General features: G+C 63.6%; 15 protein-coding genes. 7 read left to right on the top strand and 8 right to left on the bottom strand.

The window, feature by feature from the left end; genetic code table 11:
* The first annotated feature begins 104 nt into the window (after positions 1-104).
* On the top strand, positions 105-782 hold the full coding sequence (locus NP503_RS16920; RefSeq protein ID WP_127269002.1) for a ceramidase domain-containing protein: 678 nt from the start codon (positions 105-107) through the stop codon (positions 780-782).
* 49 nt (positions 783-831) lie between these two features.
* On the opposite strand, the gene acnA is transcribed toward NP503_RS16920, so the two are convergent.
* Complete coding sequence (gene acnA, locus NP503_RS16915) at positions 832-3,522, bottom strand: aconitate hydratase AcnA (RefSeq protein WP_127273510.1); 2,691 nt, start codon at positions 3,520-3,522, stop codon at positions 832-834.
* Between the two features lie 280 nt (positions 3,523-3,802).
* On the opposite strand from acnA, the gene ccmA reads away from it, so the two are divergent.
* The 4 genes from ccmA to NP503_RS16895 all read left to right on the top strand — a co-directional run bounded on the left by ccmA (position 3,803) and on the right by NP503_RS16895 (position 5,984).
* Positions 3,803-4,426 carry a heme ABC exporter ATP-binding protein CcmA gene (ccmA, locus tag NP503_RS16910; protein ID WP_127268182.1) on the top strand — a complete coding sequence of 208 codons (624 nt, stop codon included), beginning with the start codon at positions 3,803-3,805 and terminating at the stop codon, positions 4,424-4,426.
* A gap of 25 nt (positions 4,427-4,451) precedes the next feature.
* Entirely contained in the window at positions 4,452-5,117 is a 666-nt protein-coding gene (gene ccmB / locus NP503_RS16905) for a heme exporter protein CcmB (protein ID WP_127268183.1), read from the top strand.
* Positions 5,118-5,241: 124 nt separating this feature from the next.
* On the top strand, positions 5,242-5,409 hold the full coding sequence (gene ccmD, locus NP503_RS16900) for a heme exporter protein CcmD (protein ID WP_127268184.1): 168 nt from the start codon (positions 5,242-5,244) through the stop codon (positions 5,407-5,409).
* Positions 5,406-5,984, top strand: a complete 579-nt coding sequence (locus NP503_RS16895; protein ID WP_127268185.1) for a DsbE family thiol:disulfide interchange protein — start codon at positions 5,406-5,408, stop codon at positions 5,982-5,984. Before ccmD ends, NP503_RS16895 begins: the two co-directional genes overlap by 4 nt.
* Positions 5,985-6,141: 157 nt before the next feature.
* Here the strand turns inward: NP503_RS16895 and NP503_RS16890 are convergent, their stop codons facing one another.
* Complete coding sequence (locus tag NP503_RS16890) at positions 6,142-6,309, bottom strand: hypothetical protein (RefSeq protein ID WP_013528833.1); 168 nt, start codon at positions 6,307-6,309, stop codon at positions 6,142-6,144.
* 261 nt (positions 6,310-6,570) lie between these two features.
* Here NP503_RS16890 and NP503_RS16885 point away from each other — a divergent pair, with 261 nt between their 5' ends.
* Both NP503_RS16885 and NP503_RS16880 read left to right on the top strand, forming a co-directional pair.
* Positions 6,571-7,491 carry an SMP-30/gluconolactonase/LRE family protein gene (locus tag NP503_RS16885; RefSeq protein ID WP_127268186.1) on the top strand — a complete coding sequence of 307 codons (921 nt, stop codon included), beginning with the start codon at positions 6,571-6,573 and terminating at the stop codon, positions 7,489-7,491.
* 91 nt (positions 7,492-7,582) lie between these two features.
* Positions 7,583-7,789: a 4-oxalocrotonate tautomerase family protein gene (locus tag NP503_RS16880; protein ID WP_127268187.1), complete on the top strand. Its 207-nt coding sequence runs from the start codon at positions 7,583-7,585 to the stop codon at positions 7,787-7,789.
* A gap of 25 nt (positions 7,790-7,814) precedes the next feature.
* Here NP503_RS16880 and NP503_RS16875 read toward each other — a convergent pair whose 3' ends face one another.
* From NP503_RS16875 to dapF, 6 genes are all read right to left on the bottom strand, one after another.
* Positions 7,815-8,345, bottom strand: a complete 531-nt coding sequence (locus tag NP503_RS16875) for an NADPH-dependent FMN reductase (protein ID WP_127268188.1) — start codon at positions 8,343-8,345, stop codon at positions 7,815-7,817.
* 36 nt (positions 8,346-8,381) lie between these two features.
* A complete protein-coding gene (locus NP503_RS16870; protein ID WP_127268189.1) occupies positions 8,382-9,002 on the bottom strand; it encodes a pyridoxamine 5'-phosphate oxidase family protein in 621 nt (206 codons plus the stop codon).
* A 95-nt stretch (positions 9,003-9,097) separates the two neighbouring features.
* On the bottom strand, positions 9,098-9,772 hold the full coding sequence (locus NP503_RS16865; RefSeq protein WP_127268190.1) for a septation protein A: 675 nt from the start codon (positions 9,770-9,772) through the stop codon (positions 9,098-9,100).
* Positions 9,773-9,833: 61 nt separating this feature from the next.
* Positions 9,834-11,789, bottom strand: a complete 1,956-nt coding sequence (ftsY, locus tag NP503_RS16860; RefSeq protein WP_127272404.1) for a signal recognition particle-docking protein FtsY — start codon at positions 11,787-11,789, stop codon at positions 9,834-9,836.
* Between the two features lie 11 nt (positions 11,790-11,800).
* On the bottom strand, positions 11,801-13,114 hold the full coding sequence (gene mtaB / locus NP503_RS16855; RefSeq protein WP_127268400.1) for a tRNA (N(6)-L-threonylcarbamoyladenosine(37)-C(2))-methylthiotransferase MtaB: 1,314 nt from the start codon (positions 13,112-13,114) through the stop codon (positions 11,801-11,803).
* Positions 13,114-13,998, bottom strand: a complete 885-nt coding sequence (gene dapF, locus NP503_RS16850) for a diaminopimelate epimerase (RefSeq protein ID WP_127268401.1) — start codon at positions 13,996-13,998, stop codon at positions 13,114-13,116. Before dapF ends, mtaB begins: the two co-directional genes overlap by 1 nt.
* Positions 13,999-14,043: the final 45 nt, after the last annotated feature.

The following is a 14,043-nucleotide window of genomic DNA, read 5'->3' as shown; positions in this document are numbered from 1 at the left end:
GGGAAGTCACGTTGCGGTGAAATTTTGCCATTGCAGCCGACCGCAACCCCGCAATAGGAAGGATCTGCGCTTCAGGATAGAAACCGATTCGGGCGGCAATCACGATGTGGCAAACGTTTTTGGCGCCAGTCGACCTCTATTGCGAGCGGACCGGCCCGGAATTCTGGTCCGAACCGGTAAACGCCCTGACCAACCTCGCCTTCATCGCCGCCGGCCTGTGGGGCGTGCGCGAGGTACGAAGGCTGGGCACCGGCGCCTTCGCCGAGGTGCTGGCCTGGTGGGTGGTGGCGATCGGCATCGGTTCGACGATCTTCCACACCTTTGCCACCAAGGGCACAGTCTGGGCCGACGTGCTGCCGATCGCCGGCTTCACGCTGGCCTACACGCTGTTCAATCTGCGCCGCTTCCTCGGCATGCGATGGGGCAAGGCCATTGCCATCTTCATTGCCTTCTATGTGCTTGCCGGGGCGATAACCCTTGCCGTGCCTGACTGGCTGCGCCAGGCGTCGAACGGTACGACGGGCTATCTGCCGCCGTTCCTGGCGCTCGCCTTCTTCGGTGTCTGGGTGACGGTGAGCGGCAATCGCGCCGGCTGGTATAATCTGGCGGGATCGGCGATCTTCGTCGTGTCCGTCATCTGCCGGATGATCGACCCGGTGATCTGCGGCAGCTTTCCGCTCGGAACGCACTTCCTCTGGCACATCCTCAACGGCGTGATGCTCGGCGTGCTTTTGGCGGCAGCGGCGCGGTTTGGGAAGCCTAAGGTAGGCAGTAGGCAGTAGGCAGTAGGCAGTAGGGGTCTCTATTCCCTACTGCCTAGTCCCCTATTCCCTAAGCTGCAAGATCGCGCAGCACGTATTGCAGGATGCCGCCGTTCTTGAAGTAATCGAGCTCATCCAGCGTATCGATGCGGCAGATGATCGGCACGTTCTTCACCGTGCCGTCGCCATAGGTGACCTTGGCGATCATCGTCTGGCGCGGTTTGATGGTGCTCAAGCCGTCGATCTCGACCAGCTCGTCTCCCTTGAGGTTGAGCGATGCCCATGAGGTGCCTTCCTCGAAGACGAAGGGAATGACGCCCATGCCGACCAGGTTCGAGCGATGGATGCGCTCGAAGGACTGGGCGATGACCGCGCGGACACCAAGGAGATTGGTTCCCTTGGCCGCCCAGTCGCGCGACGAGCCGTTGCCGTATTCGACGCCGGCGAAGACAACCAGCGGCACGCCTTCCCTTTTGTATTCCATCGCCGCGTCGTAGATCGATTCCTCTTCCTTCGACGGGTAGTGGATGGTGTAGCCGCCCTCGCGGCCATTCTCGCCCAGCATGTGGTTGCGGATGCGGATGTTGGCGAAGGTGCCGCGCATCATCACCTCGTGGTTGCCGCGCCGCGTGCCGTACTGGTTGAAGTCGGCGACGCCGACGCCGTGGTCGGTGAGGTATTTGCCGGCCGGCGAGGCCGCCTTGATCGATCCGGCCGGCGAAATGTGGTCGGTGGTGATCTTGTCGCCGAACAGGCCGAGCACGCGGGCGCCCTTGATATCGCCGATCTTGCCGAAACCTGACGTCATGCCGGCGAAATAGGGCGGGTTCTGCACATAGGTCGAGTTGTCGTCCCACGCATAGGTCTGGCCTTCCGGCGCCTTGACGTTCTGCCAGTACTCGTCGCCTTTGAAGACATCGGCATATTTGCGGGCGAACAGCTCGCGGGTGACGTTCTTCTCGATGAACTCCTGGATTTCGGCCGAGCTCGGCCAGATATCCTTGAGGTAGACCGGCTCGCCGTTCTTGTCCTCGCCTAGCGGCTCGGTGGTCAGGTCCTTTGTGACGGTGCCGGCCAGCGCATGCGCGACGACCAGCGGCGGCGACGCCAGATAGTTGGCCTGCACGTCGGGCGAGACGCGGCCTTCGAAGTTGCGGTTGCCGGACAAGACCGCGGCAGCGATCAGGCCCTTGTCGTTGATGGTCTTCGAGATCGGCGCCGGCAGCGGCCCGGAATTGCCGATGCAGGTGGTGCAGCCGAAGCCGACCAGGTTGAAGCCGATCTGATCGAGTTCCTTCTGCAGGCCGGATTTCTCCAGATACTCGGCCACCACCTGGCTGCCCGGCGCCAGCGAGGTCTTCACCCACGGCTTCTGCTTCAAACCGAGGCGGTTGGCGTTGCGGGCCAGGAGGCCGGCGCCGATCAGCACGCTCGGGTTCGAGGTGTTGGTGCACGAAGTGATGGCGGCAATGACGACATCGCCGTGACCGAGATCATGGTCGGTGCCTTCGACTGCGTAGCGCTTGGAGATTTCGGCGGCCTTCTTGTATTCGGTCTCCATCGCCTTGGCGAAACCTTCCGGAATGCCTTCAAGGGCGACGCGGCCCTCGGGCCGCTTGGGTCCGGCCATCGACGGCACGACGGAGCCAAGTTCCAGCTCGAGCAGATCGGTGAACACCGGATCGGTCGAGCCGGTCTCACGCCACATTCCTTGAGCTTTGGCATAGGCCTCGACCAGCGCGATGCGGTCCTCGCTGCGGCCGGACATTGTGAGGTAGCGGATGGTTTCCGAGTCGACGGGGAAGAAGCCGCAGGTGGCGCCATATTCGGGCGCCATGTTGCCGATGGTGGCGCGGTCGGCCAGCGTCATGTTGGAGAGGCCCGGCCCGAAGAACTCGACGAACTTGCCGACGACGCCCTTCTTGCGCAGCATCTGGGTGACGGTGAGCACGAGGTCGGTGGCGGTGACGCCCTCTTTGAGCTTGCCGGTGAGGCGGAAGCCGATCACCTCAGGCAAAAGCATGGAGACAGGCTGGCCGAGCATGGCCGCCTCGGCCTCGATGCCGCCGACGCCCCAGCCGAGCACGCCAAGGCCATTGATCATGGTGGTGTGCGAATCGGTGCCGACGCAGGTGTCGGGATAGGCTGTCGTTTCGCCGTCCTCGGTGTTGGTCCACACCACCTGGCCGAGATATTCGAGGTTGACCTGATGGCAGATGCCGGTGCCGGGCGGCACGACGCGGAAGTTGCGGAATGCCTGCTGGCCCCATTTCAGGAATTTGTAGCGCTCCTCGTTGCGCTCATATTCCAGCTCGACATTGCGGGCGAAGGCCATCGGCGTGCCGAATTCGTCGACGATGACGGAATGGTCGATGACGAGGTCGACCGGCACCAGCGGGTTGATCTTCTGCGGATCGCCGCCGAGCGAGGCCATGGCGTCGCGCATCGCGGCAAGGTCGACCACGGCCGGAACGCCGGTGAAATCCTGCATCAGCACGCGGGCCGGGCGATAGGCGATCTCGACGCCGGCGGTGCCCTTGTCGGTCAGCCAGCCGGCCACCGCCTGGATCGATTCCTTGGTGACGGAGCGGCCGTCTTCGTTGCGCAGCAGGTTTTCCAGCAGCACCTTCATCGAATAGGGCAGCTGCGAGATGCCGGTGAGGCCGTTCTTCTCGGCCTCGATGAGGTCGAAATAGGCATACTCCGCGCCGCCTGCGGTCAGCGTGCGGCGGCAATTGAAACTGTCGAGGGATTTTGACACGTGCGATCCTTGTCTGTTCAGCCTGAAAGGGAACGGACGCCGATGGCATGCAATCACGCGCAAAGGTGCGGGTACGGCCATTTCCGCTGTCCGTTCCCAAGCAACCCGAGCCGTTCAAGGCGGCGCGTGCGCTGGTTCGGCGCTAATTCTGTTCCCGTGCCGACCGCTGGCACGGATGCACCGCATATAGAGAATTTTCTGGAATAGTTCTAGACAGTTGGAAAGCAAATTTGTGCGATGCGGCAGCGGCCGCGACACATGGTTTCAGGGCAGGCGAGGAATGCGGCTGATCGCCGAAAATCTGGGCGGCGAGCGAGGCGGCGAGGCGGTGTTTTCCGGCATCGATTTTGCCTTGGAGGAGTGTCAGGCGCTCATCGTCACCGGGCCGAACGGATCGGGCAAGTCGACCTTGCTGCGAGTCATCGCCGGGCTGCTGCCGGTGGCGCAAGGCAGCGTGAGGATCGAGGGTACCATGAAGATTGAAGACGGGGACGAAGCGTTCCCGTCTGTTGCCTCGGCCTGTCACTACCTTGGCCACCAGAACGCAATGAAGCCGGCGCTCAGCGTGGCGGAGAATTTGCGCTTCTGGCGCGACTTCAACGGCGACGGACAGCTCGGCGTCGAAGAGGCGCTGGAAACGGTCGGGCTCGGCGGCATCGGCCACCTGCCGTTCGGCTATCTATCGACCGGGCAACGCCGGCGCGCGGCGATCGCGAAACTGCTGGTCAGCCACCGGCCATTGTGGTTGCTGGATGAGCCGACAGCAGGGCTGGACAAGGCGTCGGAGGCGCGGTTTGCGGGGTTGATGGCCAAGCATTGCACGGATGGCGGGATGATTGTCGCGGCGACGCATCTGCCGCTGGGGATCGAGGGGACGGAGTTGAGGATCGGGGGAACTGGTTGATGATGGCGCGCGAGCATCTCATACCATGCTAGCGCTCTTCCTGCGCGACATCCGCCTCAACATCCGTGCCGGCGGCGGGGCGCTGACCGGGGTCATCTTCTTCCTCGCCGTCATCGCCACCATCCCGTTCGGAGTAGGGCCAGACCTGAAGCTGCTGGCCCGCATCGGACCGGCCATCCTGTGGATCGGCGCGCTGCTGTCCTGCCTGCTCGGCCTCGACCGGCTGTTCCAGGCCGACCGCGAGGACGGCTCGCTCGATCTCCTGGTGCTCGGCAATGATCGCCATATGCTGGCCTTGACGGTGCTGGTGAAATGCCTGGCGCATTGGGCGGGCAGCGTGCTGCCGCTGGTCATCGCCGCGCCCCTGCTCGGCCTGTTCATGAACATGGAGCCGCTCGGCATCGGCGCCACGTCGCTGACGCTGCTGGTCGGCACCCCGGCAATCACGTTCATCGGCGCCGCCGGTGCTGCGGTGGCAGTGGCGCTGCCGCGTGGCGGGCTGCTGATCTCGGTACTGGTGCTGCCGCTGACCATTCCGGTGCTGATCTTCGGTGTTTCGGCGAGCTATGGGGCGACCGCCAATCCCGATCCGTTTCTGCAGCCCTTCCTCATTCTTGCCGCGCTGACCCTGTTTCTTGGCGTGCTGGGCCCGGTCTCGGCGGCGCTGGCGCTGCGGCATGGAACGGATTGATGTGGCGTATGACTGCGGCGCGGCGACCGATTGCGAAGCCGACGGAGCGAGGCTAAGGGAAAGGCATGTCTAGACTGGGCGACATGATCGGCTTGGAAGCCCCCACTTCAGCGAGGCCCGTCGCATGAGCGCGCATGCACTCTACGTGACCGCCGCCTATGGCATTACGGCCGTGGTGCTGGCCGGATTGATCGGCTGGATCCTGCTCGACCAGCGGGCGCGCAAGCGCGAACTCGCCGAACTGGAGGCATCCGGCGTGCGGCGGCGCTCCGACAAGGCGGCAAAGCCATGACCACAGAAACGGAAACGCCACCCCCACGCACTCGTCGCCTGTTCGTGCTGTTGCCGCTGCTGATCTTCCTCGGCCTGGCCGGACTGTTCCTGTCGCAGCTGCTGTCGGGGCGCGATGCTTCGGAAGTGCCATCGGCCCTGATCGGCCTGCCGGCGCCGCAAACCAGCCTGCCTGCGCTGGAGGGGTCAAACCTGCCGGGGCTCGATTCGAAAACCTTCGCCGGCAAGGTCACATTGGTCAACGTCTTCGCGTCGTGGTGCGCGCCATGCCGCGAAGAGCACCCGGTGCTTCTGGCGCTGTCGCAGGATAAGCGTTTCACCATGGCGGCGCTGAACTACAAGGACCGGCCGGAAAATGCACGCCGGTTCCTCGGCGATCTCGGCAATCCGTTCCAGGCGATAGGGGTTGACGAAGCGGGCCGCGCGGCGATCGACTGGGGCGTCTACGGCGTGCCGGAGACCTTCGTCATCGGCAAGGACGGCAAGATCGCCTACAAGCATGTCGGCCCGCTGACGCCCGAGACGGCGAGGGATCTCTTGCTGCCACAGATCGACAAGGCGCTGGCGGCACGTTGATATTCAGGTGATGCCGGGCTGCAAACGGCGGCTTCCTGCGCTTCCGGTGCTCACGTACTTAAGTACGCTCCGCTCCGGTTCTCGGAAACCACCGTTTTCGTCTCGGCCTGACCTGAATCTCAACGCACCTTGGCGGTGCGTCTTATCGGACTCGAGATCAGCCGTAGATCTGCTTGTGGATCTGGTAGAGCATTTCCGAGCGGTCGGCGCGCATGTCGGCCAGATCGCGGCTGGAAAAGCTGTCGATTTCGGCGACAAGGCGGTTGTAGTGCTTGCGCTTGGCAATGCTGTTGCGAGCGCGGGTCATGAGACTGTCGAGGATCATAGCAAGGTTCCTTTTTTGGCGCCGCGTTTCGGCGGCGGTTTCTTCCTCCCTTGATCGATACGAAGCATGACATAGTAATGGTGCATTGCAAAAAGAAGATGTTGCAATGCACCATTGCGCTGGACGCATAGCCGGTTAATACGGCGCTAACGTCATGCGCAGAGCCGGCAAGCGATCTTTTGCATGACACTGTGCGTACCCACATTGCCTTCTGTCCCTCCGGCTGGCTTGATCCGGTGTCATTGATGCCGGGAGGAAAGCATGGCGGCCGCAGACTATTATGAAATTCTCGATCCGCGCTTCGCGCGCCTGTTCAACGGCAACGCGCAGGTCGAGAAGCTGTTCACCGGATGCCAGTGGGCGGAGGGGCCGGCCTGGTTCGCCGCCGGCCGCTATGTCGTCTGGTCCGACATCCCCAACAACCGCATGCTGCGTTATGACGAAACCGACGGCAATGTCAGCGTCTTCCGCCAGCCGTCCGGCAATTCGAACGGCAACAGCGTCGACCGGCAGGGCCGGCTGATCACCTGCGAGCATTCGGGCCGCCGTGTCAGCCGCACCGAGTTCGACGGCTCGGTCACCACGATCGCGTCCAAATGGAAGGGCAAGCGGCTGAATTCGCCCAACGACGCGGTGGTGAAATCCGACGGCTCGATCTGGTTCACCGATCCGAGCTACGGCATCGATACGGATTATGAGGGCGACAGGGCCGAGAGCGAAATCGGCGCCTGCCATGTCTACCGGGTCGATCCCGGCACGGGCGAGGTCGAAGCCGTCATCACCGACATGGTCCGGCCCAACGGCCTGGCTTTCTCGCTCGACGAGAGCAAGCTTTATGTCGTCGATACCGGCCGCACGCATGGCGCGCAGAATCCGGCGCATATGCGGGTTTTCAATGTCGGCAAGGGCGGCAAGAAGGTTTCGGGCGAGAAAATCTTTGCCGACTGCACGGCCGGCCTGTTCGACGGCTTCAGGCTCGACGAGGACGGCCGCATCTGGACGAGTGCCGCCGACGGCATCCATTGCTACGATCCGGACGGCACGCTGATCGGCAAGGTCAAGGTGCCGGAAGTCACCGCCAACTGCGTGTTCGGCGGCAACAAGCTGAATTGCCTCTATATCGCCGGCACCACGTCGCTCTACATGGTGCGGCTGATGGTCAACGGCGCCAAGACATACTGAGACTGGAGCACTGGCTGAGACTGGAGCACTGGCGGCCGTTCGACGGTTTCATCGAAGCGGGTCGCGAGCACGAACATCCCGGGAGGACAAAATGCCATTCGTCAACATCCGCATCGTCAAGGAAGTGATATCAGCCGATCCGGCGGGCAAGAAGGCGGACATCGCCAAAAAGGTGACGGCGGCCATCATGGACGCCACCGGGCTGAGCAACGACGATGTCTGGGTGGTTTTTGAAGAGATCAACGCGCGCGATTGGTACGTTGGGAAGACTGATGTGGAGACGCTGCGAAAGGGCTAGCTCGAAGGTCTGGGGTGGCCGCCGCTCAACGCGAGCGGATAAACTCCGCGAAGGCATTCAGCGCATCATGCATCGCCTGCCGGTTCCCCGGCTCGTCGAGGATGCCCTCCACCTCCGGTGGCTTCTTGCCGAGCAGGGCAATCTCCAGCACGTCGTCGCAAAGTGCGAACGACATGGTGCGCATGATCTCGGCCAGTGCGGCGCGGGCGAACAGCGAGCGCGGCGAGGCGTGTGCCAGCATGGCGGGCTTGGCGACAGCGGCATCGCGCGAGACCAGCCAGTCGAGGGCGTTCTTCAGCCCGCCCGGTACGCCATGGGCATATTCCGGACAGGAGACGATCACGCCGTCGGCTCGGCTGACGGCATCGATCAGTTCGGAGGCTTCGAGCGGCGTCCGCTCGCCCTCGTCGTCGGGATTGAAGATCGGCAGACAGCCAAGCCCGTCATAGACGCTGACGCGGCAGCCGGGCAGTGCGTTGCGCGCCAGTGCTGCGATCAGGGCCGAATTGGTGGAAGCCGCGCGCAGGCTTCCGGAAATGGCAAGGATGTTCAGCAAGATGGACCAGTCAGGACGAATCGTGGGTCGAAAAACCTACCACATCGTCTTCTTGTATTCCTCGTCGAGCCAGCGATCGGTCGCCTCGGCGGAATCGGCAACCGCCAGCTGATCGCGCATGATCTGGCCGAGCGTCGGCAGCGTCGCGCGGTCGTACCAGGTTTCCGGCTTCCACAAATCCGAGCGCATGAAGGCTTTTGCGCAGTGCATGTAGGCGGCCTTGACGCTGACCACGACGACGCTTTGCGGCTCCCTGCCGTCGACGGCGAGCCGTTCGCGCAAATTTGCGTCGACGGTGATGCGGGCATCGCCGTTGACGCGCAGCGTCTCGTTCATGCCGGGAATGAGGAAGAGCAGCCCGACCGAGGGATTGAGGAGGATGTTCTCCAGCGTGTCGAGCCGGTTGTTGCCGGGCCGGTCGGGAATGGCGATGGTGGTGTCGTCGAGAACGGTGGCAAAGCCCGGCTTGTCGCCCTTCGGCGTCACGTCGGCGTTGCCGGCACCGTCGGACGAGCCGATCAGCACGAACGGGCTCTTGCCGATGAAGGAGCGGCAATGGCCGTCAAGTTTTTTCAGCTCCTTGCGGATAGAACCGTCGGTTGGCCGTGGCGTCTTGTAGATCGTCCTCAACTGGTCGTGCGTGGTGATGAATTCCATGTCCCTCTCCCCAGAACGGTTCATTGTCTCACGAACGCAGAACCGCTGTTTCCCTTTGTTTTGACGCAGCTCCGGACACTTTTCTTGGAGTTGCTCTATTTCCCGGCCTTCTCTTCTTTGCCGGCCTTGTCCTCGAGTGAATGACGCAGGATCAGCGGCATCTGGCTGAAGGTGAATAGAAGCGTGATCGGCATGATGCCCCAGACCTTGAAAGTAACCCAGGCGTCGGTGGAAAAATTGCGCCACACCACCTCATTGACGATGGCCAGGAACAGGAAGAACAGGCCCCAGCGGAAGGTCAGTTTCCGCCAGCCATCGGCGTCGAGGCTGAAGGCTGAATCGAAGACATAGCCAAGCAGCGACTTGCCGAAGTAGAGGCCGCCGAGCAGCACGCCGCCGAACAGCGTGTTGACGATGGTCGGCTTCATCTTGATGAAGATGTCGTCCTGCAGATAGAGCGTCAGCGCGCCGAAGATGAAGACGACGACGCCCGACACCATCGGCATGATCGGCAAGGTGCGGGTGAGCAGCCACGAGGCGATCAGCGCGATTGCCGTGGCGGCCATGAACAGCCCGGTGGCAACGAAGATCGGCCCGCCGAACTCGGCCAGAACAGGGAATTTCTGCACCAGCCATCCGCTGCGCGCATTGGCGAAGAAGAACACCATCAACGGCCCAAGCTCGAGCACCAGCTTGAGCAGCGGATTGACGCCTTCCTTCTTCTGCTTCTGCGGGTCCGACGGATCGCGTTCGAGAATGGGTGGGTTCATGGAATCTCTTTCTTGCGCATGATCTGATCCAAAAAGTCTGCACCTTTTTGGGACATGCTTGTTAGGCTACTCCAGCGATCGCCCTGGCGAATTCGCTTGCTGAGAACGGTTCGAGGTCGTCGACCTGTTCGCCGACGCCGATGAAATAAACCGGCAATTTGTGTTTTGCCGCGATCGCCACCAGAATACCGCCGCGTGCCGTGCCGTCCAGCTTGGTCATCACCAGGCCGTTGACGCCGGCGATATTGCGGAAGATCTCGACCTGGTTGAGCGCGTTCTGGCCGGTGGTGGCGTCGACCGTCTGCAGCACGGTGTGCGGTGCTTCCGGATCGAGTTTGCCCAGCACGCGAACGATCTTTTCGAGCTCGGCCATCAGTTCGGTCTTGTTCTGCAGGCGGCCGGCGGTGTCGATGATCAGCACGTCGGAACCGGCTTCCCTGGCCTTCTCGAAGGCGTCATAGGCGAGCCCTGCGGCATCGGCGCCGATCTTGGAGGCGATGACCGGCGATTTCGTCCGCTCGCCCCAGATCTTCAGCTGCTCGATCGCAGCGGCGCGGAAGGTGTCGCCGGCGGCGAGCATCACCGACAGGCCGCCATCGGTGAGCTTGGCGGCGAGCTTACCGATCGTGGTGGTCTTGCCGGTGCCGTTGACGCCGACCACCAGGATGACATGCGGCTTGTGCGAGAGATCGAGCTCCAGCGGCATGGCGACATGGGTCAGCACTTTTTCCACCTCGGCCGCCATGATGGCGCGGACCTCGGTGTCGGAGACGTCCTTGCCGTAGCGGCTGGCGGCCAGCGCGTCGGTAACGCGCAAGGCCGTTTCCATGCCGAGATCGGCGCGGATCAGCACATCCTCCAGATCCTGCAGCGTCTCCTCATCCAGCTTGCGCTTGGTGAAGACGCCGGCAATGTTGCCGGTGAGCTCCTTGGAGGAGCGGGCAAGCCCGTCCTTCATGCGCTGGAACCAGGAGCGCCTCGGTGCCGGTTCGGGCGCCTTCTGCGGCTCGGCTTTCTGCTCGACCTTCTTGGTGACGGTCACCTTGCCGGGGGCGGCTTTCGGCTCCGGCGCGGGTTGTGGAAGAGGCTGCGGCTCGGGCGCGATTTCCGCAATGACCGGCTGCGATTCGACCGGGGCCGGCTGGCGAATGAGAGGTGCGATTTCGGCGGCGGGCGCTTCGGCCACGAGAGCAGCCGGCATGGCTTCCACGGGTGGCGCCGAATCTTTCGCAAGTTCGTGCTGCCCCTCACCCCTACCCTCTCCCCGTGAAGGACGGGGAGAGGGAGGCGTCAGCGTTGAGGCTTCGTCTTCGATGTTTGCAAGAGGAGGCGCAGCTTCACCGCTAGCCCCCTTCTCCCCGTCTCTATACGGGGAGAAGGTGCCGGCAGGCGGATGAGGGGCTGCGCTGACCTCTGAAGACGGCTGAAGAGGGGACGGCGCCGGTGTCGGCACCTCGATCGGGGCTGGTGTTTCGGCTGGGACCTCGACAGGCGTCGGCACTTCGACCGGGGCCGGCTCCGGCTGCTTTTCCGGCCGCGACGGGATGATCTCCGGCTCGGCCGGCGCCGGAGCAGGGACTTCTTGCGGCTGCGGTTCGGGCGTGGGTTCCGGAACGGCGGGAGGTGTTGGTATCTCCTCGGGCGCCGGCGGCTCGGCTGGCGTCTCGGGCGCTGGTTCTTCTTCCGGCTCGGGCTCCGGCAGAGGTTCTGGCTCTGAGGGAACAGCCGGCTCCGGTACTGGCGGGATGGTTGGCTCCGGCTCGGGCGCCGGTTCCTCGACAGGCGCCGGTTGCGGCGCAGGAATTACCTCCGGCTCGACTACCGGCGCCGGCGTCGTTTCCGCCTCGGGCAGCGGCTCGTCGCGCTTCAAGAACTCCGGAACGACCTGTTCGGCCGCCGGCTTCAGCGCATCGAGTGCTTCCCATTTGATCGGCGGCAGCGGGGCGGTCTCGTCGATCCGCTCCTCGACAACCTCTTTCTTGCCGAACGAAAATATCTTCTTGAAAAAACCAGCCATGCTTTGCGTTCTCAGGCGGCGCGGGCGGCAAGGGGCGCCGCGATCAGCCTGCTACCATCGTGGCCTGATATCTCAGCCTCGACGATCTCACCCGGTGCGCCCGTGCCGAGTGCGGCAAGCGTAAAACCCTCGGTGCGGCCAAGGCCGTCGCGCTCGATCAGGATCGACTGGCGCGTTCCGGTGAGCGACGACAGATGCCTGAAATAGGCAGCTTCACCGGCGGCACGCAGCCGGGCGGCGCGCTGCTTGACGACCTCGCGGCGGAGCTGCGGCATGCGCGCGGCGGGCGTGCCTTCGCGTGGGCTGAAGGGGAAGACGTGGAGATGGGTCAGGCCACACTCCTCGACAATTTTTTCCGAGTTCTCGAACATTTCGTCGGTCTCGGTCGGGAAGCCGGCGATGATGTCGGCGCCAAAGACGATACCGGGGCGCAGCTTGCGCACATCCTCGCAGAAGCGGATCGACTGATCGCGTAGGTGCCTTCGCTTCATCCGCTTCAGGATCATGTCGTCGCCCGATTGCAGCGACAGATGCAGATGCGGCATCAGCCTGGGCTCGGTGGCGATGGCATCGAGCAAATCGTCGTCAGCTTCGATCGAATCGATCGACGACAGCCGCAGCCGCTTCACGTCGGGCACCTGTTTCAGGATTGTTTTCACCAGTTTGCCGAGCTTCGGCGCCCCCGGCAGATCGGCGCCGAATGATGTCATGTCGACGCCGGTCAGCACGATCTCGGCATAGCCGTTGCCGGCGAGCCGCTTGACCTGCTCGACCACGGCGCCCATCGGCACCGAGCGCGAATTGCCGCGGCCGTAGGGAATGATGCAGAAGGTGCAGCGGTGGTCGCAGCCATTCTGCACCTGGACGAAGGCGCGCGCCCGGCCCTCGATGGCGTCGACCATGTGGCCTGCGGTCTCACGCACCGAAAAGATATCGTTGACGCGCGCCTTCTCGGTGTCGTTGACGCCGAAATCCGGCAGCGCGCGATAGGAATTGGCGTTCAGCTTCTCTTCATTGCCAAGCACGAGATCGACCTCGTCCATGGCGGCGAATTTTTCAGGCTCGGTCTGCGCGGCGCAGCCGGTGACGATGATGCGTGCCCGTGGGTTGTCGCGGCGGGCCTTGCGGATCGCCTGCTTGGCCTGGCGCACTGCTTCGCCTGTCACGGCGCAGGTGTTGAAGATCAAAGCGCCGCCTTCCAGCGCGCCCAGACCGGCACTTTCAGCCTCGCGGCGCATCACCTGCGATTCATAGGTGTTGAGCCGGCAGCCGAAGGTGACGACATCGATGCCCTTGGACACCGGGCTCTTGGGCAGAGCGGACATCAGGCCGCGCTTTCGGTGTCGCGGGCCCATGTCCCGTTCGACGGGTCGAAGCTGCCGGAAAATTCCCATTCGGCGGCGCCGGTCAGCACCACATGGTCATCGTCGCGCCATTCGACATGCAGCGTACCGCCGCCTGGCGTCAACAGGCTAACGCTGCGGCCGGTCCGGTTGGTGCGGGCCGCGGCCACCACGGCCGCGCAGGCGGCCGAGCCGCAGGCCTTGGTCAGTCCGGCGCCGCGCTCCCAGGTGCGGATGATCATGGTTTCGGGCGAAGTAACCTGAGCGATGGTGATGTTGGCGCGCTCGGGGAACATCGGATGGTTCTCGAGCAGCGGGCCGAAGCGGTCGAGCTCATAGGACCAGACGTCATTGTCGACCCAGAAGATGGCGTGCGGATTGCCCGTCGAGACGACCGAGGGGGAATGCAGCACCGGCGCGTCGATCGGGCCGATCTGCAGCTCGATCATGCGGGTGTCGCGGAATTCCTCGGCCAGCGGGATATCCTGCCAGCCGAAGCGTGGCGTGCCCATATCGACCGAGATCGAGCCGTCGGCATGTTCGCGCGCATTGAGGATGCCCGCCACGGTTTCGAAGGTGAAGATCTTCTGGCCGGTCTCGGCGGCGAGCGCCTGGACGACGCAGCGCATGCCATTGCCGCAGGCCTGCGCGCCAGTTCCGTCGGAATTCAATATGTCGATGAAAAAGGCGGTGCCCGGCGTCCTTGCGTCGTGGATCGCCATGATCTGGTCGAAGCTGGTCGCGGCATCGGCGTTCAGCGCAATCGCCGCCGCCCCCGTCACTCGATCGGCACGGCCGCGCATATCGGCAACGATGATCTCGTTGCCGATGCCGTTCATCTTGGCGAAAGGGGCAGTGCTGGCCATTGCTCCGGAAATCCGTGTCCGTTTGGCGCTATATGGCGGAAACGG

Origin of the sequence: Mesorhizobium sp. SEMIA396 (assembly GCF_024518615.1) — a bacterium.
GTDB lineage: Bacteria > Pseudomonadota > Alphaproteobacteria > Rhizobiales > Rhizobiaceae > Mesorhizobium.
Note: the sequence above shows the minus strand (reverse complement) of the source record. Positions and strands in the feature narration are given on the sequence as shown.